Consider the following 23,172-nt stretch of genomic DNA (forward strand, 5'->3'; position numbering starts at 1 on the left):
TATCCTGCGGCGGGTCGGGCTTCAGCCATTCGGAGCGGCCGCAACTTGCAGTACTAATTACGCAATAATATCAATAAGCCTATTTGTCGCCGAGGTGACAAATACAGATGCTCGAACTGATTGCTATTCTCTACTGAGGGAGATTCCGATGGCAAGTGATTTTCAGGTTAGCGGCAAAAATTCTGAAGCGCTTTTTACATTAAAGCTCCACCGGGGAGATGGCATGACGCTGATTGCGATGAATTGGAAGAAAGGCAGACCACCAAACGAGTTTGTCGGCTTCGCCATCGAATACAAAGAACCCGGTGGCGATCGTTTTTTTGCATTGAAGAACCGGTTGGGGTTTCCAGCCAATGATGGTTCGATTGATCCAGCCAGTCTAACGACCATGCGGTCACCGATCCAGAAGTTCCGATGGGTTCATTTTCCGCGTAACGCTGAGCTTTCGGGAGAATTCGTCTATCGGGTGACGCCGGTCTTCATGAACGAGCTCGATGAGCTCAGTTACGGCGTAGCGCAGGAAGCCGCGATAGAGTTGCGGCGCGAAACCTATCCGGACGTGCTCAACGTTACATTCACCCGCGGCTTTGTGTCATCTCAAGCGTTCGTCGACAGATATGAGTCGGCAGGTCCTATCTCAAAACTATTGCCGGGCAAGGCCGCAGAAGGGCTCGACTTCGCGCCGACTCATCCGAAGGCGTCTGAAGCATACCGATGGATGGGGTTCGAGGCGCGCGACGCAATCCTCGAAACGCTTGATGAGGCGATTGCGGATCGGAAGGCGCAGGTGTTCGTTGTAGCGTATGATCTGAACTTGCCTGAAATCGTGTCGCGTCTCGAGAAACTAGGGAAGCGGCTGAAAATCATCATTGATGACAGCAAGGATCACGGCGAAGAGGGCTCCAGCGAGAACGAGGCTGCAGAACGGCTAATGGCTTCGGCTGGCGCCGATAATGTCAAGCGTCAGCACATGGCCAGCCTTCAACACAACAAGACGATCGTTGTCGACGGCTCCAAGCTGAAGAAGGTCGTTTGTGGCTCGACCAATTTCAGTTGGCGCGGGTTTTATGTTCAATCCAACAATGCGCTTGTGTTGCAAGGAAAGAGCGCAGTAAAGCAATCTCGCGCAGCTTTCCAAAATTATTGGCAGTCCGATGAAGCCAGAGTCTTTGGCCAAACCGATTGCGCCAAATGGGGCGACCTGGACTTGCCGGATATCGACGCGAAACTATCATTTTCGCCGCACGCGACCAAGAACGCCCTACTGAAGAAGGTCGCTGATGACATCCACGATAAAACCACCTCGTGTTTGTTTTATTCGCTGGCGTTTCTGTATCAGACGCCGGGGCCGATATTCGATGCGATAAAAAAGGTCACCGAGGACGACGCCCTTTTTGTTTACGGCATTTCGGATCGCGAAGTCGGCGGCATCGATTTGCAGAAGCCTGACGGCAACGTCGCCCCGGTTTTCCCTGAGAAGCTGGGCAAGAACGTTCCGGAACCCTTTTCGGAGGAGCCCACGGGTGGAGGGGGCATCCGAATGCACCATAAATTCCTCGTTATCGATTTCGATAAACCGAGCGCTCGCGTTTATCTGGGATCCTATAACTTCTCCTCCCCTGCCGATCTGAAGAATGGAGAAAATCTTCTCCTGATCCGGGATCGGCGCATCGCCGTTTCCTACGTCATTGAGGCGATACGCATCTTCGATCACTACCATTTCAGGGTGGCGCAAGAGGAGGCCGCCGCCGCCAGGAAGCAACTTAAGCTGGCTAGACCGCCTCGCGCGCCGACCGAGGAGCCTTGGTGGCTTGAGGACTTTACAAACGCCAGAAAGATTCGGGATCGCGAATTGTTTGCTTAACGAGATCACCTGCTCGATCCAGCCCGAACAAAAAAAGAACTTGGCAAAAAGAACAAATCGTGCACACTGGAGGTCAGGGTCAAGCGCGCCGTCCCCCTTCTCGCCTTGGCGCGTTTGGCCCGCCCCTCGCAGCCGCATTGCCTGCGCCTAGCTAACCTGTCAGAAGGAATTTTCAGCCGTGAGCCAAGCCAATCTCCGCCTCGTGGAAGGGACGTCCGTGGACAAGACCAAGGCGCTCGACGCCGCTCTGTCGCAGATCGAGCGCGCTTTCGGCAAAGGCTCGATCATGCGGCTCGGCAAGAACCAGAAGGCCGTTGAGATCGAGACGATCTCGACCGGCTCGCTGGGACTCGACATCGCGCTGGGCGTCGGCGGCCTGCCGCGCGGCCGCGTCGTTGAGATCTACGGGCCGGAATCCTCCGGCAAGACCACCCTCACCTTGCATGTCATCGCCGAGGCGCAAAAATTGGGCGGCGTCTGCGCCTTCGTCGACGCGGAACATGCGCTCGACCCGATCTACGCCCGCAAGCTGGGCGTCAATCTCGAAGATCTCCTGATTTCGCAGCCCGACACCGGCGAGCAGGCGCTTGAGATCACCGACACGCTGGTGCGCTCGGGCGCCGTCGACGTGCTCGTCGTCGATTCGGTGGCGGCGCTGACGCCCCGCGCCGAAATCGAGGGCGAGATGGGCGACGTGCAGCCCGGCCTGCAGGCGCGGCTGATGAGCCAGGCGCTGCGCAAGCTCACCGCCTCGATCGCCCGCTCCAACACGCTCGTCATCTTCATCAATCAGATCCGCATGAAGATCGGCGTGATGTACGGTTCGCCCGAGACGACGACCGGCGGCAATGCGCTGAAATTCTACGCCTCGGTGCGGCTCGACATCCGCCGTATCGGCGCGATCAAGGACCGCGACGAGACGACCGGCAACCAGACCCGCGTCAAAGTGGTCAAGAACAAGGTCGCGCCGCCGTTCAAACAGGTCGAATTCGACATCATGTATGGCGAGGGCGTCTCCAAATTCGGCGAATTGATCGATCTTGGCGTCAAGGCCGGCGTCGTCGAGAAGTCGGGCGCCTGGTTCTCCTACGACAGCCAGAGGCTCGGCCAGGGCCGCGAGAACGCCAAGAGCTTTTTGAAGCAAAACCCCGAGGCCGCGCAGCGCATCGAACAGGCGATCCGCGAGAACGCCGGGCTGATCGCCGAGCGTATTCTTGACGCGCCCGATGACAACGAGGCGGGCGAGGCTTAGCCGGCTCACGCGTCGCAGTCAGCCGGCGCGTCAAGCGGCGCTTCGCGCGCCCGCGATTGGAACAGCGCAGGGGTCCTAACGGTCCCCTCGCCATTGCCGTTTCCCCCCGAAACTGTCATATCGCGCAGGACGAAGCGCGCGACGGCGCCGCCTGCCGCAGCCTTCGCCGCAACCTCGGGCCGTCCCTGTTTCGTTGAAACGAAAAGCCGCTCCAGGTTATTGTTTAAACGCGTCTCCCGCATCGGCGCAGAAGCCGCTTCGGCGACGGGAGCGCATTCGCGAGCCGTGACCGCATGAGTGGCGTCAACCAGATCCGCACCGCCTTCCTCGACTATTTCGCGCACAAGGGGCACGAGAAAGTCGCCTCATCGTCGCTCGTGCCGCACAATGATCCGACGTTGATGTTCACCAACGCCGGCATGGTGCAATTCAAGAACGTCTTCACCGGCGTCGAAAAGCGCGCCTATGCGCGCGCCGCCTCGGCGCAAAAATGCGTGCGCGCCGGCGGCAAGCATAACGACCTCGACAATGTCGGCTACACCGCGCGCCATCACACCTTCTTTGAAATGCTGGGCAATTTCTCCTTCGGCGACTATTTCAAGGAAGGCGCGATCGAACTCGCCTGGAACCTCATTACGCGCGAATTCGGGCTCAACGTCGATCGGCTGCTCGTCACCGTCTATCACGACGACGACGAGGCCTATGATCTGTGGAAAAAGATCGCCGGCTTCAACGACAGTCGGATCATCCGCATCGCCAGTTCTGACAATTTCTGGAGCATGGGCGACACCGGTCCCTGCGGCCCCTGCTCGGAGATCTTCTACGACCAGGGCGAGACGCTCAAAGGCGGTCCGCCCGGCAGTCCGGACGAGGACGGCGACAGATTCCTGGAATTCTGGAACCTCGTCTTCATGCAATATGAGCAGGTGGCGCCGGGGCAACGCGCCCCGCTGCCGCGCCCCTCGATCGACACCGGCATGGGATTGGAGCGCATCGCCGCGCTGATGCAGGGCGTGACCTCCAATTACGACATCGATCTCTTCCGCGCGCTGACCGGCGCGGTCGCCGATTTCACCGGCGCGCCGGTCGACGGCCCGCAGGGCGCGAGCCATCGCGTCATCGCCGACCATCTGCGCGCCTCCTCCTTCCTCGTCGCCGACGGCGTCACGCCGTCGAACGAAGGCCGCGGCTATGTGCTGCGCCGAATCATGCGCCGCGCCATGCGGCACGCGCAGCTGCTCGGCGCGAAAGAACCGCTGATGTGGAAGCTGGCGCCGACGCTCGTCGCCGAGATGGGCCAGGCCTATCCGGAGCTCGTTCGCGCGCAGTCGCTGATCGCCGATACGCTGCTTTCCGAAGAAACGCGCTTTCGCGCCACGCTCGCGCGAGGCCTCGCGATCCTCGACGAAGAGACGGCGGCGCTCGGCCAGGGCGACAAGCTCTCCGGCGAAACGGCGTTCAAACTCTACGACACTTACGGCTTTCCGCTCGATCTCACCGAGGACGCCTTACGTCCGCGCGGCATCGGCGTCGACAAGGAAATCTTCAACGCCGCGATGGAGCGCCAGCGGGCCGACGCGCGCAAGGCCTGGGCCGGCTCCGGCGAAACCGCGACCGAAGCGCTCTGGTTCGCGCTGAAGGAACGTCTCGGCGCGACCGAATTCCTCGGCTACGAAACCGAAAGAAGCGAGGGCGTCGTCACCGCCATCATTCATGACGGCGGCGAGGCCTTTTCGCTGAAGGAGGGCGCGCGCGGGGCGCTGATCCTCAATCAGACCCCCTTCTACGGCGAGTCGGGCGGACAGGTCGGCGATGTCGGCGTGATGCGCGCCCGCGGCCTGCGCTTTCGCGTCGAAAACACCGTTAAGAAGCTCGGCGACCTCATCGTTCACGAGGGCGTCGTCGAAGAGGGCGAGATCACGCCCGGCCTCGCGCTCGAGCTCGACGTCGATCACGAGCGCCGCACCCAGTCGCGCGCCAACCATTCGGCCACCCATATTCTTCATGAGGCGCTGCGGCAGGTGCTCGGCGAGCATGTGGCGCAAAGGGGGTCGCTCGTTGCGCCAGATCGGCTGCGTTTCGACTTCACCCATCCCAAGCCGCTCACCGATGAGGAGCTGGCGCGCGTCGAGACGCTCGCCAATGAAATCGTTCAGGACAATGCGCCCGTCGAGACGCGGGTGATGGCGCAGGACGACGCCATTCGCTCCGGCGCGCGCGCGCTCTTTGGCGAGAAATACGGCGACGAAGTGCGCGTCGTCTCGATGGGCCCGGTGAGTCCCGGCGCCGCGCATCCCTTCTCCGTCGAGCTGTGCGGCGGCACGCATGTCGCCCGTACCGGCGACATCGGCCTCGTCGCCATCGTCGGCGAGGGCGCGGTCGCGTCCGGCGTGCGCCGCATCGAGGCGCGCACCGCCGAGGGCGCGCGCAGCCAGCTTGTCGCGCAATCGCGCGCGCTGCGCGACATGGCGGCGCTGATGCGCGCCCCGGTCGAAGACGCGCCGGCGCGGCTTGCGGCTCTTCTCGACGAACGCAAACGGCTTGAACGCGAACTCGCGGACGCCAAACGCAAGCTCGCGATGGGCGGGGGCGCTGTCGACGGCGCCGCCGATAAGCCGCGCGACATCGGCGGCGTCAAGCTGCTGGCGCGCGCGGTCGAAGGCATCGAGGCCAAGGACTTGAAGTCGATGGTCGACGACGCCAAGAAGGCGATCGGCTCGGGCGTCGTCGCGATCGCCAGCGCCTCGCCCGACGGCAAGGCCGGCATTGTCGTCGGCGTCACCGACGATCTCACCGAGAAATACAGCGCCGTGGATTTCGTGCGCGTCGCAAGCGTTATGCTCGGCGGCAAGGGCGGCGGCGGCCGCCCCGACCTTGCGCAGGCGGGCGGCCCCAACGCCGCGGCCATCGATCAGGCGCTCGCCTCCGTCGAGGACACGTTGCGCGGAAAAGCGGACGCGCCATGAACGAGCCGGACCGGCGGCGCGGTCTGGCTTTGTTGCGGCGACGCGTCCACGTCGTCCTGGACGGCGGCAGCCACGACCGGCTCGCGCGCGTCGTGCATCGCGGGCTGATTGGGCTCGTCCTGCTGTCGGTCGTTTCGGTGATTTTCGAATCGGTGCCGGAATACAGTGACAGCTATGCGGATGTCTTCGACCTTATCGAATATGTCGCCGTCGCCGCCTTCACGCTCGAATACGTCTTGCGCGTCTGGTGCGCGCCCGAACATGCGCTCTATGCCGGCCGCTCGCCGACGGCGGCGCGGCTCGCCTTCATCACATCAGGCTGGGCGCTGATCGACCTCGCCGCCTTCCTGCCCTTCTATCTCTCGTTCTACTTCTCGGCGGATCTGCGCGTCTTTTTGATGCTGCGCCTGCTGCGGTTCTTCAAATTCGCGCGCTATTCTCCCGGCATCCGCACCTTGCTGGCGGTGATCGAGGCCGAGCGCAAGGCGCTGCTCGCCTGGCTGATCATTCTGTTCGGCGCGGTTCTCTTCTATTCGACCGCGATGCATATCGCCGAACATGAGGCGCAGCCCGAAAAATTCGGCACGATTCCGGACGCCATGTGGTGGGCGATCGAAACGGTGACGACCGTCGGCTATGGCGAAGTCATCCCGCTCACGCTGGCGGGCAAGCTCATCGCCTCCTTCGCCATGGTGACCGGCTTTCTGCTGCTGGGCCTGCCGGTCGGCATTCTCGCCACCGCCTTCGCCGAAGAAATTCACCGCCGCGAATTCGTCGTCACCTGGACGATGGTCGCCAGCGTGCCGCTGTTTCGCGGCCTCGATGCGGCCGGGATCGCCGAGATCATGCGCTATCTTCGGGCGCAGTCCATCCCCCGGGGAGCAATGATCGTGCGCAAGGGCGACCCCGCCCATTCGATGTATTTCATCGCCGAGGGCGAGGTTGAGGTCGAGCTTGCGCGCGAAAACGTCAAACTTGGCGAAGGGCAGTTCTTCGGCGAGATCGCCGTGCTGCACAAAACATCGCGCACCGCCGACGTGCGGGCCACTGCGCCAACGAAACTCCTTATCCTCGACGCCTATGATCTGCAGACGCTGACCAAGCGCAATCCGGAGATTGGAGAGGCGATCCGCGACGTCGCCCAATCACGATCCGAGCTCGCGCCGGCGGAGCGGCACGGCGACATGATTGAAGCGGAGCTCGAGGAGCCGGCGTCGGAAGACGTGAACGAGACATAGTTCACGCTGCGTTGAGCGGTTCCGCGTGAGAGCGCCCCGCGCATGCCCGCGACAAGCTGGCATGACGCGAAGAGGAAGTGGATGGCGACGAAGAGACACTCGAGTGGAAGCAGGCTCTAATGTCGTTGCGCAATCACTCAGCCGTCATGGCCGGGCTTGTCCCGGCCATCCACGCCGAGAGGATGCTTAAACGTTGAGACTCTCGCCGGACGGCTTCACGTGGATGCCCGCGACAAGCGCGGGCATGACGCGGAGAGATTCGGCAAACGCTGTAGAGAGGATGTGGCTTTCCCTGCGGTCTGATTAGCCGCCGATCGCCGCGCGCAGTTCCTGCAACTGCGCGAGCTTGTCGGAAGCGGCGAGACGCGCTTCGTCAGACTTGGCGTCGGCGATGTCTTCGCGTGCGTTCCGAATGTCGGCGTCGACCTTGGCGACGTCGATTTCGGCAAGAGGAATCGCCTGTTCGGCGAGAATGGTGAAGCCGGACGCGTTGACGTCAGCGAATCCCCCACGCACGAAAAGCTTTTCAACCTTGCCCTCGCCGCCGGAAACGGTCACCACGCCGGCCTTCAGCGTGGTCATGACCGGCGCATGGTCCTTGAGCACGGTGAACTGGCCGTCGGCGCCGGGCGCGACGACCGACTCGACTTCGCCGGAGAAGAGATGCTTCTCGGGAGAGACGAGTTCGAAGTGGAATGCGGCCATGATGTTCTCCGACGGCGCTTTGCGTCCAGCCCGTCATGGCTGGGCTTGACCCGGCCATCCACGAAAACTGATCTGCGACCTGGCCGGAGCACGTCCGGCCAGACGTTTTGTAAAAGTTACGCCGCTTCCTTAGCGAGCTTGGCGGCCTTCTCCACCGCCTCTTCGATCGAGCCGACCATGTAGAAAGCCGCTTCCGGCAGATGGTCATATTCGCCTTCGACGAGGCCCTTGAAGCCCTTGATCGTATCGGCGAGCGCGACGAGCTTGCCGGGCGAACCCGTGAACACTTCCGCGACATGGAAGGGCTGCGACAGAAAGCGCTCGATCTTGCGGGCGCGGGCGACGACGAGCTTGTCCTCTTCGGAGAGTTCGTCCATGCCGAGAATGGCGATGATGTCCTGCAGCGACTTATAGCGCTGCAGCGTCGACTGCACCTTACGCGCGACGTCGTAATGCTCCTCGCCGACGATGGCCGGCGACAGCATGCGCGACGTCGAATCGAGCGGATCGACCGCCGGATAAATGCCCTTTTCCGCGATCGAACGCGACAGCACGGTCGTGGCGTCCAAATGGGCGAAGGAGGTGGCGGGCGCCGGATCGGTCAGATCGTCGGCCGGGACGTAAATCGCCTGCACCGAAGTGATCGAGCCCTTGGTCGTCGTGGTGATGCGCTCCTGCAGCGCGCCCATGTCGGTGGCGAGCGTCGGTTGATAGCCCACCGCCGAAGGGATGCGGCCAAGAAGCGCCGAGACTTCCGAACCCGCCTGGGTGAAGCGGAAGATGTTGTCGACGAAGAACAGCACGTCCATGCCGCGGTCGCGGAAATCTTCGGCGACGGTGAGGCCTGACAGCGCGACGCGCATGCGCGCGCCCGGCGGCTCGTTCATCTGGCCGTAGACCAGCGCGCATTTCGAGCCTTCGCCGCCGCCCTTCTTGTTGACGCCGCCCTCAATCATCTCGTGATAGAGGTCGTTGCCTTCGCGGGTGCGCTCGCCGACGCCGGCGAAAACGGAATAGCCGCCATGCGCCTTGGCGATGTTGTTGATGAGCTCCATGATCAGCACGGTCTTGCCGACGCCCGCGCCGCCGAACAGGCCGATCTTGCCGCCCTTGGCGTAAGGCGCGAGCAGATCGACGACCTTGATGCCGGTCTCGAGGATCTGCGCTTCCGTCGCCTGCTCGGCGTAGGAGGGCGCCGGCTGGTGGATGGCGCGGCGCGACTTCGTCAGCATCGGGCCCGCCTCGTCGACCGGCTCGCCGATGACGTTGATGATGCGGCCAAGCGTCTCGTCGCCGACCGGAACCGAAATCGGCGCGCCGGTGTCGGTGACTTCCTGACCGCGCACGAGGCCTTCGGACGAATCCATGGCGATGGTGCGCACGGAATTTTCGCCCAAATGCTGCGCGACTTCGAGAACGAGGCGATTGCCTTGGTTCGTCGTCTCGAGCGCGTTCAGAATCTCAGGCAAATTCCCGTCGAACTGCACGTCGACGACGGCGCCGATGACTTGGGTGATGCGCCCGCTGGGCTTATTGGCGGCCATGTTTGGTCCTCGTCCTAAAATGCCTCAGAGCGCCTCGGCGCCCGAGATGATTTCGATGAGCTCCTTGGTGATCATCGCCTGACGCGACCTGTTGTAGATCGTCGTCTGCTTCTTGATCATATCGCCAGCGTTGCGCGTCGCATTGTCCATCGCGCTCATGCGGGCGCCTTGTTCCGAGGCGGCGTTTTCGAGCAGCGCGCGGAACACCTGCACTGAGATGTTGCGCGGCAGCAGCGTCGAGAGAATTTCGTCCTGTCCCGGCTCATATTCATAAGACGCCTGCGGACCTTCGACGGGCGGCGCGTTTTCGTTCGAGGGAATTTGCGCCGGGATAAGCTGCTGCGCGGTCGGAATTTGAGCGATCACCGATTTGAAGCGCGAGAAGAACAGCGTCGCGACGTCGAAGTCGCCCTCTTCGAACATGCGGATGATCTTCTTGCCGATCTCATCGGCGGTGTCGAAGCCCATCTGCTTGACGCCGCGCAGCTCGATGACCTCGATGATGTTGCGCTCATACTGGCGGCGGAGCTGCTCGAAACCCTTCTTGCCGACGCAGAGGATCTTGACGGTCTTGCCCTGATCCTGAAGCCGCGCGATGTGCTCGCGGGCGAGTCGCACGATGGAGGAATTGAAGGCGCCGCACAGGCCGCGCTCGGCGGTGGCGACGACGAGGAGATGCGTCTCGTCCTTGCCATTGCCGGCCAAGAGCGGAGGTCCGCCCGCCGTCACGCTGGACGCGAGATTGGCCAGCACCGACTCCATGCGCTCGGCATAGGGACGCGCCGCCTCCGCCGCCGATTGGGCGCGGCGCAATTTCGCGGCGGCGACCATTTGCATGGCCTTGGTGATCTTCTGCGTCGCCTTGACGGAGGAGATGCGGTTTCGAAGATCCTTTAGCGAGGGCATATCGTTTTTGCCTGTCTCGTTTCACCAACGCCCATATGGCCGGGCGCGCGTTAAGCGAAGCTCTTCGCAAAGCTCTCGACGACGTTCTTGAGTTTCGCCGCGGTCTCGTCGGTGAGATCCTTCGTCGTGCGGATGCTCTCGAGAATGTCGCTGTGCTGCGAGCGCAGCAGCGCGAGCAAGCCGTCCTCGAACGCGCGCACGCGATTGACCGGCAGCGGATCGAGATAGCCGTTGACGCCGGCGTAGATCACGCAGGTCTGCTCTTCCATCTTCAAGGGCGAGAACTGCGGCTGCTTCAAGAGTTCGGTGAGGCGGGCGCCGCGATTCAGGAGCCGCTGCGTCACCGCGTCGAGGTCCGAGCCGAACTGGGCGAAGGCGGCCATTTCGCGATACTGCGCGAGTTCGCCCTTGATCTTGCCGGCGACCTTCTTGGTCGCCTTGGTCTGCGCCGACGAGCCGACGCGCGACACCGAGAGGCCGACGTTCACCGCGGGACGAATGCCCTGGTAGAAGAGATCGGTCTCAAGGAAGATCTGGCCGTCGGTGATCGAGATCACGTTCGTCGGAATATAGGCCGACACGTCGTTCGCCTGCGTCTCGATGACCGGCAGCGCGGTGAGCGATCCGGCCCCGCGATCGTCGGAAAGCTTCGCGGCGCGCTCGAGCAGGCGCGAATGCAGATAGAAGACGTCGCCCGGATAGGCTTCGCGGCCCGGCGGACGGCGCAGCAGCAGCGACATCTGGCGGTAGGCGACGGCCTGCTTCGACAGATCGTCATAGATGATGACGGCATGCATGCCGTTGTCGCGGAAATATTCGCCCATCGCGCAACCGGAGAAGGGCGCGAGGAACTGCATCGGCGCCGGATCCGAGGCCGTCGCGGCGACGATGATCGAATATTCGAGCGCGCCGCGCTCTTCGAGCACCTTGACGAATTGCGCCACGGTCGAGCGCTTCTGGCCGATGGCGACATAGACGCAGTAGAGCTTCGACTTCTCGTCGTCGCCGTCGTTCAGCGATTTCTGATTAAGGATCGTGTCGAGCGCGATGGCGGTCTTGCCGGTCTGGCGATCGCCGATGATCAGTTCGCGCTGGCCGCGGCCGATCGGGATCAGCGCGTCGACGGCCTTCAAGCCCGTCGCCATCGGCTCATGCACGGATTTGCGCGGAATGATGCCGGGCGCCTTTACGTCGACGCGCGAACGCTGCGCCGTCTTGATCGGGCCCTTGCCGTCGATCGGATTGCCGAGCGCGTCGACGACGCGGCCCAGGAGCTCCTTGCCGACCGGAACCTCGACGATGGCGCCGGTGCGCTTGACCGTCTGGCCTTCCTTGATGTGGCGGTCGTCGCCGAAAATCACGATGCCGACATTGTCGGTTTCGAGATTGAGCGCCATGCCCTTGGTGCCGTCCTGGAATTCGACGGTCTCGCCGGCCTGCACATTGTCCAGTCCGTAGACGCGCGCGATGCCGTCGCCGACGGACAGAACCTGGCCGACCTCGGTGACTTCGGCCTCGGCGCCAAAGTTGGCGATCTCCTTCTTGAGGATCGCGGAAATTTCTGCGGCGCGGATATCCATCAGCCGACCTCTTTCATGCGTGTGCGGATTGAGTTGAGCTTGGTGCGCACAGAGGCGTCGACCATGCGTGAACCGATTTTGACGATCAGACCGCCGAGGATCGACGGATCCGTCGTCACCTTGAGATCGATGGTCTTGCCGCCGGTGACGCCGGCGAGCGTCTCGCGCAGCGCGGCTTCATGATCCGGCTTCAGCGCCGCCGCGATCGTCACGTCGGCGCGCACCAGGCCCTTCGCCTTGTCGTGCAGGCGGCGATAGGCGGCGATCATGTCGGAGATGATGAAGAGACGTCGCTTGGCGGCGACGAGACGGATGAAATTGGCGGCGATGCCGGTGATCTGGCCCTTGTTGAGAACCGGCTCGAGGACGTCGAGCTGCTCCTTGGCGGAGAACACGGGGCTTTTGACCATGCGCTTGAGATCGGCGCTGCCGTCCAGCAGAGTCTTGAATCGATCGAGCGCCGCGGCGACGTCATCGGCGGCGTTATTTTCCGTCGCCAAATCATAGAGTGCGGAGGCGTAGCGACCTGCAACGCCCGATAAGGAATCCCCGTCTTGAGCCACTTGGTTCGCTCGTCAATCTACGCCGTTTGGAGACGCCGCTCGCAGTGCAAGTTGCACGGTCGCGACGATTAAGCGGTTAGCCTCAAACGACGGATGCTGTAGGAAAAGGAACGAGGGCCGCTGCGCCCCAGCTCCAAGGCGAGCGTCCCCTAACACAGGCGTTTTGGGGGCGCAACCCTGTCACATTGCCGCGATTTTTGGCGCCGGCCCAAAACCCGGCCAAGCAACAGCTATCGAGGGAGACATATTCATGACCAAAGCGGTCGTCGGAATAATCGGCGGGTCAGGCGTTTATGATCTGCCGGGGCTCGCCAACATCCGCCGCGAGCGGGTCGCGACGCCCTGGGGCGAGCCTTCCGACGAACTCGTCTTTGGCGAACTCGGCGCGACCCAGGCGGTCTTTTTGCCGCGGCACGGGCGCGGCCATCGGCTCTCGCCCTCGACCATCAACTATCGCGCGAACATCGACGCGATGAAGCGCGCCGGCGTCACCGATCTGATTTCGGTCTCGGCCTGCGGCTCGTTCAGATCGGAGCTTTTTCCCGGTCTCTTCGTGCTGATCGATCAATTCGTCGATCGCACCTTCGCGCGGCAATCCTCCTTCTTTGGCGACGGCTGCGTCGCGCATGTATCGATGGCGCATCCGATCGCGCCGCTGCTGTCCGCGCGCATCGGCGCCGCGGCGAAAGACGAGAACATCGAACATGTCGCCGGCGGAACCTATGTCTGCATGGAAGGCCCGCAGTTTTCGTCCTATGCCGAATCGCTCACCTATAAGGCCGCGGGCTATGACGTGATCGGCATGACGGCGATGCCGGAAGCCAAGCTCGCGCGCGAGGCTGAAATCTCCTACGCCACCGTCGCCATGGTGACGGATTTCGACTGCTGGCATCCCGAGCACGACAATGTCGACATCGCCTCGGTGATTGCGGTCGTTCAGAAGAATTCGGCGACGGTCGCGCGCTTGCTGGCGCGGGTTCTGACCGATTTTCCGCGCGAGCACGAACTCTGCCCGATCGGCTCCGACCGCGCGCTCGACAACGCCATCGTCACCGCCTCCGAGGCGCGCGATCCGGAATTGTTGAAGAAGCTCGACGCGGTGATGGGAAGGGTGAAGGGCAAAGGCGTTTCATGATATAGGAAGCTCATGGCGATCACCCTCACCCCCGACCAAGAAGCTTGGCTTCAAGCGCATGTCGCGACCGGCGATTTTCCCTCGATCGAGGAGGCCGCCCGTCAGCTCATCGACGAGCGCATCGTCGAGCGTGAACTTGAAAAAGACGATTTGGCTTGGGCAAAGCCCCTCGTTGAGGAAGGCCTGGCCGCGCTTGAACGCGGCGAGACTATTTCGATTGAGGAGCACAAGGCGCGTAACGCCGCCCGTCTCGCCGCGCTCAAAGGGCGATGACTCGCGTTATCGTTACCGAACTTGCCGACGCGGATACGGCGGAGATTCTCGCAGACATCACACGTGAGGCAGGCTATCGCGCCGCCGAAAAATACAACTTTCGCATCGAAAGTCTTTACGACAGGCTTGCCGAGCATCCTGACAGTTGCGAAGCGCGGCCGAAGCTCGGGGCGCACATTCGAGTCGGGGTGGTCGTTCCTTATCTCGTGATCTATCGCCACGCTGCCGGCGACGACACAGTGAGCATTGTTCGCGTCGTACACGGTCGGCGCAAAATCACCCGCAAGCTTTTGCATGGTTCTTAACGACCCAGCCCGCTTTTGCCGTGGAGCCTCGTAGCCGGCCCTTTGCGGTCAGGTTTTGTTATTGTTCCTCCCATTCAGATCCCCGGCGCGCGCCCCCCCATTTGCGCCCCGCCCCGCCATCCGTGTATTCCTCTCACCGTGGCGGTTTCGCCATGTCCATTCCACGCGGCCACACTCGCCGCCGATCGCAAGGCCGTTTCATGCCGCTTGCCGCCGCCATTCGCACCATTCCCGACTATCCCAAGAAGGGAATCCTGTTTCGCGACATCACCACCCTGCTCGGCGACGCCAAGGCGTTCCGCAAGGCGGTCGACGAACTCGTACAGCCCTGGTGCGGCGGCAAGATCGACAAGGTCGCGGGCATGGAGGCGCGCGGCTTCATCCTGGGGGGCGCGGTGGCGCATCAGCTTTCCGCCGGCTTCATCCCGATCCGCAAGAAGGGCAAGCTGCCGCATCGCGTCGTCTCGGTCGCCTATGAGCTCGAATATGGCGTCGACGAAATGGAGATGCATGAAGACGCGGTGTCCCCCGGCGAGCGCGTCATTCTCGTCGACGATCTGATCGCCACCGGCGGCACCGCCGAGGGCGCGGTGAAGCTCCTGCGCCAAGGCGGCGCGGACGTCGTCGCCGCCTGTTTCGTCATCGACCTGCCCGATCTCGCCGGCGTGAAAAGGCTCCAGGCGCTCGGCGTCCCGGTGCGCACGCTCGTCGCCTTCGCAGGCCACTAAAGCGCCTTTTTCCGGGTGTTCTTGCTCAGCCCAGGCTCGAAGTTCAGAATCTCCGTGAGAGGCTTGCATAGGCGCATGACGCCGCGACGGACCCATTTGGCGCTGGCGGCGCTCGCCCTCGCCGCGCTCGTCGGCGGAGTCGTGGCGCTCCGCTATATGCCCGACGCTGGGAGCACCTCTCCCGTCCGCGGCGACGCCGCGCGCAGCGCCTGGAGCGGCGCGCTGCCGACCGGCCTGCGCCGCATGGCCTTGCGGATAAAGCCCGGCGCTTTTGCCCCTGCTCCGCCAGTCGCCGCGCCGCCGCCGCAAGAGCCGTCCGCCGAGGTCGCGGCGCTGCCGCAAGGCGGCGACGGCGTCGAAGGGTCGGTGTCCTTCCCGCCCGCGCCGCCGCCCGCGCGACCGGAGATTGTAGAAAAGCCCACGCCGCTGCCCCCGTCGCGACCGGCCAATCTCGCCGAGCTTGCCGACAAATTCGCCGAGACGGCAGCGGCAGCTCCTGCTGAGCCGCCGCAAACCGCCGAGGCGACCCCGGCCGCGCCCGCCGAGGTCCCGGCGTCGGCGCCGGCGCTCGCCAATGCGCCGCTGCCGCCGGCGCGGCCGCAGGAGTCGTCGGCGAGAGCCGCGGTTGAGGCGACGCCGACGGCGCAAGAGTCGGCGCCTGCGTCGGCGCCGCCGACCCAGGTGGCGCGCGCCGTCGAGCCGACTCTGCGGGCGGCGCCCGAGGACGCGTTTCAGCAGGAGGCCCCGATCCGCTTCGGCATGGGCGATCAGGTCTTCGTGCGGATCTTCAAGCAGGAAGGGCAGCTCGAGCTTTGGCTTCGAAAGAGCAACAGCCGCTTCTCGCTCTACAAGACCTATCCAATTTGCAAATGGTCAGGCAGGCTCGGGCCGAAGCTCAAGGAAGCCGACTACCAGTCGCCGGAGGGCTTCTACAGCGTCTCGGCGAAGCAGCTGCACCCGCATTCAAATTATCACCGCGCGTTCAACGTCGGCTATCCGAACGCCTTCGATCGCCAGAACGGCCGGACCGGCGGCCTCGTCATGGTGCATGGCGCGTGCAAGTCGGTCGGCTGCTTCGCCATGACCGACCGCGGCATCGAGGAAATCTACGCCTTCGTCGAGGCGGCGATGCGCGCCGGCCAGCACGAAGTGCAGGTGCATATTTTTCCCTTCCGCTTGACGGAGCAGGCGATCGCTCGGGAAACCGGCGGCAGCTGGCTCGCCTTCGTCGGCGCGGGCGGCAATTATCAGCACTGGACCGAATTCTGGCGCAATCTGAAGCAGGGCTACGACATCTTCGAACAGACCGGCGAACCTCCGGTGGCCTTCGCCTGCGGCGATCATTACGCTTTTGGCGCGGGCGATACGTCATGCCGACGCATCGCCGGCTGGTGATCGCGGCGCGCTGAGACGCCGTTCAGCTTGGTTTCAGCCGACGCGCGCGAAGATGCAGTGGCAAAAGCGCTGGGGGGCGCAAACAAGGAAAACGCCGCATGCGGCTCGTGACCTATTCTATCGTCGGCGCGGCTTGCGCGCTCGGCATCCTCTTCACGCCGATCGCGCAGGCGGCCAATGCGCCGCTGTGCCTCGCGATCGCTGAAAACTACAACACCTGCATGCGCCAGCATCAGTACGGGCGCGGCGGCGGCGGTTATGGTCCGGGCTATGGCCAAGGTTATGGTCAAGGCTATGGTCGTGGCTATCGCGGCGGCTATCCCGGCGGCGACGACGACGGCGATTATGACGGCGATGGCGGCTACGGTGGGTATGGCGGTTACGGCGGTTACGGCGGCGGCTCCCCCCGTCGGCGTTACGAGAACGCCAAGGCGGCCTGCGCGATCTGGTTCGCGCAGATGCAGGCCAGCGGCTGCTTCAACTAGCCGAAGAAATGGCGCGGCCCAATTGCGCCGCGCCATCTCCAGGTCTCACCTGTAAGGTTTCGGGCACTCGCCGTCGGACTTTTTCGCGATCTTCGCGGCAATGCGCGTGCAGTCGTTGCCGTAGGTTTTATCGTCACAGCCGCAGACCGGGCGATAGTCCTTGGTGCAGATCTGTGAAACCTCCACGCACTTGCCGGCGATGTCCGCTCCGCCGCATTGACCCGGCTCGGGGTCGCACCACAAGCCCTTGTCGCACTGAATGCCGGCGATGCCTGCGCACATCTCGCCGACCTTGGCGGCCGAGGCGGGCGCGGAAACAAAGAGCGAGAGCGCCAGGGCGCTCGCTAATGTCCAAAGTATTTTCGTCATATCCTCCTCCTTTAATTTGTTGCTTCGAAGCGCGGTCAGTGATGGCCCCTGCACCGACCATTGTGCCGCTTATTGACCATCGCGGCGCGGCGCGCGCAGTCGTTGGCGTAGGTGCGGCCGTCGCACCCGCAAACCGGCCTGAAAATGCGAGGACAGAAGTGCGGCCTGACGGCGCAATGGCCGAACGCGTCGGCGACGCGGCAGGAGCCCGGGCGCATCTCGCACCAGAGGCCCTTCGCGCAGTGAAGGCCCACAAAGCCGCCGCACTTGGCGCCGACCCCGCCGGCGGCGACCGCCGGCGATGACGTCGCTATGAAGAGCACGAATAAGGTCGAAGGTAGGAGCGCGCAGAGGCGCAAGCCAAGACGTAAATGCATAGCAATTCTCCAAAAAATGCTTTCGTAACGGTTGGATAACGCCGATGTCCGACGAGCGTTCCCCTCGGGCGATGACCGGCGGCTGCCGGGCTCCGAATCCGGGTTAGAGAGGCGTCATCTCACCGCGTCATGGCCGCGCTTGTCGCGGCCATCCACGCGATGACGCGAGGCAAATGTGAGGATATGAGCCGAACCTACCGTCTCCGCGCGATGCGTTTCGCGGTTGACCGGCGTGGATGCCCGGCACAAGGCGGGGCATGACGGAGCTGAAATTAACCCGAGTTCGAAGCCCTGACTGCGGCTGGCGACCGGGGCGTTGATCGCTCGCGCCGGCTCGACTATGCTGCCTTCCACACGGGATGGGGCTCCCGGTAACCGCCTGATGAAGGCTGATGGCTCCTGCCGCAAGGACGCGCGTCCTGCGGGAGGAGCGCGTCTGAAACGCCGCCTTGCCGCAGCATGTTTGTCGTCCGCTCGCTCGAAAGGACGACGTCATGGGCTTCTTCATTGTATTTGCTGGCGGGGGACTGGCCGCGGCCGCGCGCCACGGGGTCAATCTTCTTCTTGCCCGACTGATCGGCGTTGGTTTTCCGTTCGGGACGCTGACCGTGAACGTGCTCGGCTCGTTCCTGATGGGCGTGATCGTCGGTTATTTCGCCTTCCAGGGCGAGGCGTCTCAGAACTGGCGCCTGTTCCTCACGACCGGGATCCTTGGCGGCTTCACCACTTTTTCGGCGTTCTCGCTCGAGACGGTTTTGCTCTACGAGCGCGGCGAACTGGCGATGGCGACCTTCTATGTCGTGGCGTCGGTCGGCCTTGCGGTGGCCGGCCTCCTCGCCGGCCTATCGCTGCTGCGCCATTTTTCGTGAAGGGTTCGAACTCCAACGGAGAGTTATCAGTGATTCCCTGGACCCTGCTCGACACAGCGCCGATACCCGGCGGCGAGGGCGAACTCCGCCTCAAGCGTCGCGGCGCAGAATTCTCGATCATGCTGGGCAATATCGAACTGATGAACAGTCGCCTCAGTGGCTCGGAGGAGGCGCTCGCCACGCTCTCTTGCGAGAGAATTCAGGCGCGCCCACAGCCGTGCGTTCTGATCGGCGGGCTGGGGATGGGCTTCACGCTGCGCGCCGCGCTCACTGTCCTCGGGGCGAAAGCGCGGATCGTTGTCGCCGAACTCATTCCGGCGGTCGTGGACTGGGCGCGCGGTCCGATGGCGGAAGTCTTCGGCGCCAGCCTGACGGATCCGCGCGTCAGCATCGAGGAAGCGGATGTTGGACGCCTGATCCGGTCTGGCCGCTCGACTTATGACGCAATCCTTCTCGATGTCGATAATGGCCCCGAGGGCCTGATTCGCGAAGCCAATGACGGACTTTACGATATCGAGGGATTGAGGGCGGCCCGCAAGGCGCTGCGCCCTGATGGGGTGTTGGCCGTCTGGTCATCGGGGCCGGATCGGAATTTCACGTCGCGCCTCCGCAAAGCCGGGTTCCGCGTGGATGAAGTCAAGGTGCGCGCCAACGGCCAACGTGGCGGCGCCCGGCACGTCATCTGGATCGCGACAAGAGAGTCAACGCCTCAGATGCAATAGAACCCTGCCAGCAAAGCTTCTGTTTTACCCAAAGCTGAAATTTCAAACTGAGATGCCCAACCGCCCCACATATTGACAGTCGCCGGTTTTGAAGGGTAGATGAACGTCGCTTCGGCGCGGCGGTTTCGCCGCGCTTTTCGTTTGCGCCTGGCGCAAGTTCGAGGCGAAGCCACTAACTGCCAAGAAGCCGGCCGGCGGAAACGCCAGCGTCGGGACGAACACAGGAAAAAAAGATGTTCGCAGTCATCAAAACCGGCGGCAAGCAATATAGCGTCGCCGCTGGGGACGTGATCACCGTCATGGCGCTCGACGGCGCGCCTGGCGACGCCGTCACCTTCGACGAAGTGCTCATGCTGGGGGGCGACAGCCCCAAGGTCGGCGCCCCGACGATCGCCGGCGCGAAAGTCTCCGGCGAGATCGCCGAGCAGACCCGCAGCGCCAAGTCGATCGCCTTCAAGAAGCGCCGCCGGCAGAATTCCAAGCGCAAGCGCGGTCATCGCCAGGACCTGACGCTCGTGAGAATCACCGCGATCGAGAGCTGACCGCCCTCTCGCGACACCCAGAATAAAGCGGCCCCAGTCGCCGCATAGGAAGATCGGAGCAAGACCATGGCTCACAAAAAGGCAGGCGGCTCGTCGCGCAACGGCCGCGATTCGGACGGGCGGCGCCTCGGCGTCAAGAAATTCGGCGGGGAAGCCGTCATCGGCGGCAATATTATCGTGCGCCAACGCGGCACGAAGTGGCGCCCAGGCCGCAATGTCGGCATGGGCAAGGACCACACGCTTTTTGCGCTCGTCGACGGAGTCGTCGAATTCAAGTCCAGCGGCGGACGCGCTAGCGTATCGGTGGCGCCGGCGCCCGCCGCAGCAGCCGAGTAAGGCGGTAGGGGACGACCCGCCGCCGGCCTTCCGGCGGACAGTCGTCTCGACTACCACTCTCGCGAATTCAGGCGGGAACGTTTCAGGCGAGATGTCCGGAAGCGCCGTGAAGGGCCAGTGGGGAGCGCACTCCTTTCAGGCTCTTAGGCCAATATTTCCGATGTCGCTTGGAGCAATGAATGTTTCCCGAAATTACCCGCGACGACGTTTTTCGGCTGGAGACTGAACGACTGTGGCTGCGTTGGCCGCGCGCCGCTGACGCCGACGAGATTCGCCAGCACGTCGGCGATCCCGACGTCGCGTTGATGACCGCCAGCATCCCGCATCCTTATGCGCCACACGACGCCGACGCGTTCATCGCATCGGTGCGCCAGGAGAACGGCGCCGGCGGCGGCCTCCATCTCGTCATCACCCCGAAGAATCGGCCCAACGAGCCGATCGGGCTTGTGAGCCTGCATGGCGCCGACCGTCGCGGCTCGGCGACGCTTGGATATTGGCTGGGCAAGCCCTATTGGGGACAGGGCTATACGACCGAGGCGGCCAGAGCCCTCATCGACCTCGCCTTCGGAATCACGTCGCTGGATCGGATCGTCTCCGCCGCGCGGCCGGATAATCGCTCCTCGTTGCATGTGCATGAGAAGCTGGGGTTCCACCGCACGGGCCGCGGCATGCGGCCGGCGCCTGCGCGCGGCGGCGAAATGGAAGTCGAGCTCTTCGAATTAAAGCGCGGCGAAGCGCATACGCTGTTCGGCGCCCGCCGGCCGCGATTCTTTTCACCGTGAGCGGCAGATGAAATTCCTCGACCAGGCCCGCGTTTTTGTACGCTCCGGCGACGGCGGCGCGGGATCCGTCTCCTTTCGGCGCGAGAAGTTCATTGAATTCGGCGGACCGGACGGCGGCGACGGCGGGCGCGGCGGCGACGTCGTCGCCGAATGCGTCGCCGGGCTCAACACGCTGATCGATTATCGCTACCAGCAGCACTTCAAGGCCAAGACCGGCGGCCACGGCATGGGCAAGAACCGCGCCGGCGGACGCGGCGCCGACGCCGTGCTGAAAGTGCCGGTCGGGACACAAATCTTTGAGGAGGATGGGGAAACCCTCATCGCCGACATGACGGAGGTTGGGCAGCGCGTCGTCATCTGCAAAGGCGGCAATGGCGGCTTCGGCAACGCGCATTTCACCACCTCGACCAACCGGGCGCCGCGGCGCGCCAATCCGGGCCTCGAGGGCCAGGAGCGCACCATCATCCTGCGGCTGAAACTCATCGCCGACTCGGGGCTGATCGGCCTGCCCAACGCCGGCAAGTCGACCTTTCTGGCGACGGTGACGGCGGCGAAGCCCAAGATCGCCGACTATCCTTTCACGACGCTTTATCCCGGTCTCGGCGTCGTGCGCATCGACGACAGGGAACTCGTTCTGGCGGACATTCCGGGTTTGATCGAGGGCGCGCATGAGGGCCACGGCCTCGGCGACCGCTTTCTCGGCCATGTCGAGCGGTGCCGGGCGCTGCTGCATCTCATCGACGCGACCGGCGAACATGCCGGCAAGGATTACAAGATCGTCCGCGGCGAACTCGCCGCCTATGGCGCCGGTCTCGCCGAGAAGCCGGAAATCGTCGCGCTTTCAAAGATCGATGCGGTCGACGCGGACCATCTCAAGAAACAGCGGGAGCGGCTGAAGCGGGCGATCGCCTCCGCCGGGCCCGAGACGCACGATCGCCATCCGGCGCCCCTGCTCCTTTCGTCCGCGAGCCGCGTCGGCGTCAGGGAAGCGCTCCGCGCTGTATTCGACGCCATCGAGGCGCAAAAGGCTTACGAGCGCGCGTCGGAAGCCGGGGGGCCCTGGGCCCCCTGACGAGAGCAGGTGCCGAAAAAGTTGGCGCCCATGATTCCATGTGATCGATAAGCGCTCTGGGCGGCCCGAACCCTTAATTGCCGCCGGCGCGCGGCGGCGCCATTGACCTTGACAAGATCAGTGAATAGCTTCGACGGGCTATGAGCACGCGCAGCGAAGTCAAAACATCGCAGTACGGTTCGACGGCAGTCACGCTGCTCGTCGCCTATCTGTTTGTTTTGCAAGGCCTCGCGGTCGGCGTTTCGTTCAGCGGACGCGGTTCGGGCCTTTTCGCCAACACGATCTGCTTCAGCAAGGCTTCCGGGCCGCTTTCCGGCGATCCGGCGACGCCCGCACGTCCGGCGCGGCACGGCGACGTCTGTTGCGTCGTGCATTGCGCATCGCTCGGCGGCGCGACCGCCGCCTCGCCGTTTATCGGCGAAACGCCGCCGGCCGCGTCCTATTCGACGATCGGACTGGCCTTTGACGAGACGTCTCGTCCTCCAGAGGCGTCGACACCGCCGCTCGGCTCCCGCGCCCCTCCCGTCCTGATCTGACGCTTGCCGCAGCAATGCGGCGTCACGCCCGACTGTCGGCATTGCCGCGGCGGGGGAGAGTCAGACCAGCGTATCCGTCGTTTGTCAGCGTGCATCGCAGCACGCGCCGCTCAGTTCTCAGACTGGCGGTTGCGACGAGCCATCGGACCGCGCAGCGATTTGGGATCATGGCACAGAAAACTCAATTGGCGCCGCGCCTCGCGAAGAGGGCGCGCAGCGCGGCCTCGGGAGAACGGCGCTGCTCTCAGAACGGGAAGCTGACCGCGGCGAGCGACGGCGATATCCGCGTCGCGCCTGAAGCCATTGCCGCGCCGGCCCCGACGCGCGGACGGGTGGAGGTCGTCGAGGCCTATTTCGATCCCGACGGCCGGCCAATGAAGCGCAAAAGCCTTGGCGCGGCCAGGGTGGCGCGCTTCTATGACGCCAAGGGCAATCAGGTCGAGGAGGCCTACTTCAACGCCGAAGGTAAGCCCACGATCCGCAAGGATCTTGGCGCGGCGCGCATCTCCTGGCGCTATGACGACAGCGGCAACCAGGTCGAAGCCGCCCTGTTCGGCGCCGACGGCGCGCCATTGCCCCGCAAGCGGCGCGGCAAGCGCGCGTACGACAGCGTTTGAAGGCCGCCGGA

At 63.8% G+C, this 23,172-nt stretch carries 25 protein-coding genes and 1 riboswitch; of the genes, 18 read left to right on the forward strand and 7 right to left on the reverse strand.

Annotation, left to right across the window (positions count from 1 at the left end; translation table 11 throughout):
* Window positions 1-148: 148 nt before the first annotated feature.
* From ACPS74_RS06030 to ACPS74_RS06045, 4 genes are all read left to right on the forward strand, one after another.
* A complete protein-coding gene (locus tag ACPS74_RS06030; RefSeq protein WP_029651070.1) occupies window positions 149-1,864 on the forward strand; it encodes a phospholipase D-like domain-containing protein in 1,716 nt (571 codons plus the stop codon).
* A 178-nt stretch (window positions 1,865-2,042) separates the two neighbouring features.
* Window positions 2,043-3,116 (forward strand): recombinase RecA, encoded by a 1,074-nt coding sequence (gene recA, locus ACPS74_RS06035; protein ID WP_018409129.1) that lies wholly within the window; start codon window positions 2,043-2,045, stop codon window positions 3,114-3,116.
* Window positions 3,117-3,409: 293 nt separating this feature from the next.
* A complete protein-coding gene (gene alaS, locus ACPS74_RS06040) occupies window positions 3,410-6,082 on the forward strand; it encodes an alanine--tRNA ligase (protein ID WP_029651074.1) in 2,673 nt (890 codons plus the stop codon).
* The gene (locus tag ACPS74_RS06045; protein WP_029651075.1) at window positions 6,079-7,320 is read left to right on the forward strand and encodes a cyclic nucleotide-gated ion channel; all 1,242 of its coding nucleotides are present in this window, start codon (window positions 6,079-6,081) and stop codon (window positions 7,318-7,320) included. The genes alaS and ACPS74_RS06045 overlap by 4 nt, the downstream gene beginning before the upstream one ends.
* Before the next feature lie 303 nt (window positions 7,321-7,623).
* Here the strand turns inward: ACPS74_RS06045 and ACPS74_RS06050 are convergent, their stop codons facing one another.
* The 5 genes from ACPS74_RS06050 to ACPS74_RS06070 form a co-directional block, all read right to left on the reverse strand.
* Complete coding sequence (locus tag ACPS74_RS06050) at window positions 7,624-8,025, reverse strand: F0F1 ATP synthase subunit epsilon (protein WP_029651076.1); 402 nt, start codon at window positions 8,023-8,025, stop codon at window positions 7,624-7,626.
* A gap of 116 nt (window positions 8,026-8,141) precedes the next feature.
* Window positions 8,142-9,569, reverse strand: coding sequence for a F0F1 ATP synthase subunit beta (gene atpD, locus ACPS74_RS06055; RefSeq protein ID WP_018409133.1), 1,428 nt, complete (start codon window positions 9,567-9,569; stop codon window positions 8,142-8,144).
* Between the two features lie 24 nt (window positions 9,570-9,593).
* Window positions 9,594-10,475 (reverse strand): F0F1 ATP synthase subunit gamma, encoded by an 882-nt coding sequence (locus tag ACPS74_RS06060; RefSeq protein WP_029651078.1) that lies wholly within the window; start codon window positions 10,473-10,475, stop codon window positions 9,594-9,596.
* A 50-nt stretch (window positions 10,476-10,525) separates the two neighbouring features.
* Complete coding sequence (gene atpA, locus ACPS74_RS06065) at window positions 10,526-12,055, reverse strand: F0F1 ATP synthase subunit alpha (protein ID WP_018409135.1); 1,530 nt, start codon at window positions 12,053-12,055, stop codon at window positions 10,526-10,528.
* The gene (locus ACPS74_RS06070; RefSeq protein WP_029651079.1) at window positions 12,055-12,618 is read right to left on the reverse strand and encodes a F0F1 ATP synthase subunit delta; all 564 of its coding nucleotides are present in this window, start codon (window positions 12,616-12,618) and stop codon (window positions 12,055-12,057) included. The genes atpA and ACPS74_RS06070 overlap by 1 nt, the downstream gene beginning before the upstream one ends.
* 250 nt (window positions 12,619-12,868) lie before the next feature.
* Here ACPS74_RS06070 and ACPS74_RS06075 point away from each other — a divergent pair, with 250 nt between their 5' ends.
* The 6 genes from ACPS74_RS06075 (at window position 12,869) to ACPS74_RS06100 (ending at window position 16,939) form a co-directional block, all read left to right on the forward strand.
* Entirely contained in the window at window positions 12,869-13,753 is an 885-nt protein-coding gene (locus ACPS74_RS06075) for an S-methyl-5'-thioadenosine phosphorylase (RefSeq protein ID WP_029651080.1), read from the forward strand.
* A gap of 12 nt (window positions 13,754-13,765) precedes the next feature.
* Window positions 13,766-14,026, forward strand: coding sequence for a hypothetical protein (locus ACPS74_RS06080; protein WP_029651081.1), 261 nt, complete (start codon window positions 13,766-13,768; stop codon window positions 14,024-14,026).
* A complete protein-coding gene (locus ACPS74_RS06085; protein ID WP_051381793.1) occupies window positions 14,023-14,331 on the forward strand; it encodes a type II toxin-antitoxin system RelE/ParE family toxin in 309 nt (102 codons plus the stop codon). Before ACPS74_RS06080 ends, ACPS74_RS06085 begins: the two co-directional genes overlap by 4 nt.
* Window positions 14,332-14,531: 200 nt before the next feature.
* Window positions 14,532-15,059 (forward strand): adenine phosphoribosyltransferase, encoded by a 528-nt coding sequence (locus tag ACPS74_RS06090; protein WP_029651084.1) that lies wholly within the window; start codon window positions 14,532-14,534, stop codon window positions 15,057-15,059.
* 75 nt (window positions 15,060-15,134) lie between these two features.
* Window positions 15,135-16,454, forward strand: a complete 1,320-nt coding sequence (locus tag ACPS74_RS06095) for a L,D-transpeptidase family protein (RefSeq protein WP_239754027.1) — start codon at window positions 15,135-15,137, stop codon at window positions 16,452-16,454.
* A 98-nt stretch (window positions 16,455-16,552) separates the two neighbouring features.
* A complete protein-coding gene (locus tag ACPS74_RS06100) occupies window positions 16,553-16,939 on the forward strand; it encodes a hypothetical protein (protein ID WP_029648373.1) in 387 nt (128 codons plus the stop codon).
* Between the two features lie 45 nt (window positions 16,940-16,984).
* On the opposite strand, the gene ACPS74_RS06105 is transcribed toward ACPS74_RS06100, so the two are convergent.
* Entirely contained in the window at window positions 16,985-17,308 is a 324-nt protein-coding gene (locus tag ACPS74_RS06105; RefSeq protein ID WP_029648372.1) for a Kazal-type serine protease inhibitor family protein, read from the reverse strand.
* Between the two features lie 35 nt (window positions 17,309-17,343).
* Window positions 17,344-17,685: a Kazal-type serine protease inhibitor family protein gene (locus ACPS74_RS06110; protein ID WP_029648371.1), complete on the reverse strand. Its 342-nt coding sequence runs from the start codon at window positions 17,683-17,685 to the stop codon at window positions 17,344-17,346.
* 346 nt (window positions 17,686-18,031) lie between these two features.
* Window positions 18,032-18,094: riboswitch (Fluoride riboswitch) on the forward strand.
* A gap of 85 nt (window positions 18,095-18,179) precedes the next feature.
* Here ACPS74_RS06110 and crcB point away from each other — a divergent pair.
* From crcB to ACPS74_RS06150, 8 genes are all read left to right on the forward strand, one after another.
* Window positions 18,180-18,554: a fluoride efflux transporter CrcB gene (gene crcB / locus ACPS74_RS06115; RefSeq protein WP_029650094.1), complete on the forward strand. Its 375-nt coding sequence runs from the start codon at window positions 18,180-18,182 to the stop codon at window positions 18,552-18,554.
* Between the two features lie 29 nt (window positions 18,555-18,583).
* Window positions 18,584-19,276: a spermidine synthase gene (locus ACPS74_RS06120; protein ID WP_029650096.1), complete on the forward strand. Its 693-nt coding sequence runs from the start codon at window positions 18,584-18,586 to the stop codon at window positions 19,274-19,276.
* Window positions 19,277-19,509: 233 nt separating this feature from the next.
* On the forward strand, window positions 19,510-19,818 hold the full coding sequence (gene rplU / locus ACPS74_RS06125; RefSeq protein WP_018409146.1) for a 50S ribosomal protein L21: 309 nt from the start codon (window positions 19,510-19,512) through the stop codon (window positions 19,816-19,818).
* Between the two features lie 66 nt (window positions 19,819-19,884).
* The gene (gene rpmA, locus ACPS74_RS06130) at window positions 19,885-20,154 is read left to right on the forward strand and encodes a 50S ribosomal protein L27 (protein WP_018409147.1); all 270 of its coding nucleotides are present in this window, start codon (window positions 19,885-19,887) and stop codon (window positions 20,152-20,154) included.
* Window positions 20,155-20,333: 179 nt separating this feature from the next.
* Window positions 20,334-20,936: a GNAT family N-acetyltransferase gene (locus tag ACPS74_RS06135; protein ID WP_029650098.1), complete on the forward strand. Its 603-nt coding sequence runs from the start codon at window positions 20,334-20,336 to the stop codon at window positions 20,934-20,936.
* Between the two features lie 7 nt (window positions 20,937-20,943).
* Window positions 20,944-22,008 (forward strand): GTPase ObgE, encoded by a 1,065-nt coding sequence (gene obgE / locus ACPS74_RS06140; protein WP_029650100.1) that lies wholly within the window; start codon window positions 20,944-20,946, stop codon window positions 22,006-22,008.
* A 140-nt stretch (window positions 22,009-22,148) separates the two neighbouring features.
* Window positions 22,149-22,544, forward strand: coding sequence for a DUF2946 family protein (locus ACPS74_RS06145; RefSeq protein WP_029650102.1), 396 nt, complete (start codon window positions 22,149-22,151; stop codon window positions 22,542-22,544).
* Between the two features lie 167 nt (window positions 22,545-22,711).
* A complete protein-coding gene (locus tag ACPS74_RS06150) occupies window positions 22,712-23,161 on the forward strand; it encodes a hypothetical protein (RefSeq protein WP_029650104.1) in 450 nt (149 codons plus the stop codon).
* Window positions 23,162-23,172: the final 11 nt, after the last annotated feature.

The organism is Methylocystis sp. SB2 (assembly GCF_049817085.1).
In the GTDB taxonomy this organism is placed as follows: Bacteria; Pseudomonadota; Alphaproteobacteria; order Rhizobiales; family Beijerinckiaceae; genus Methylocystis; species Methylocystis rosea.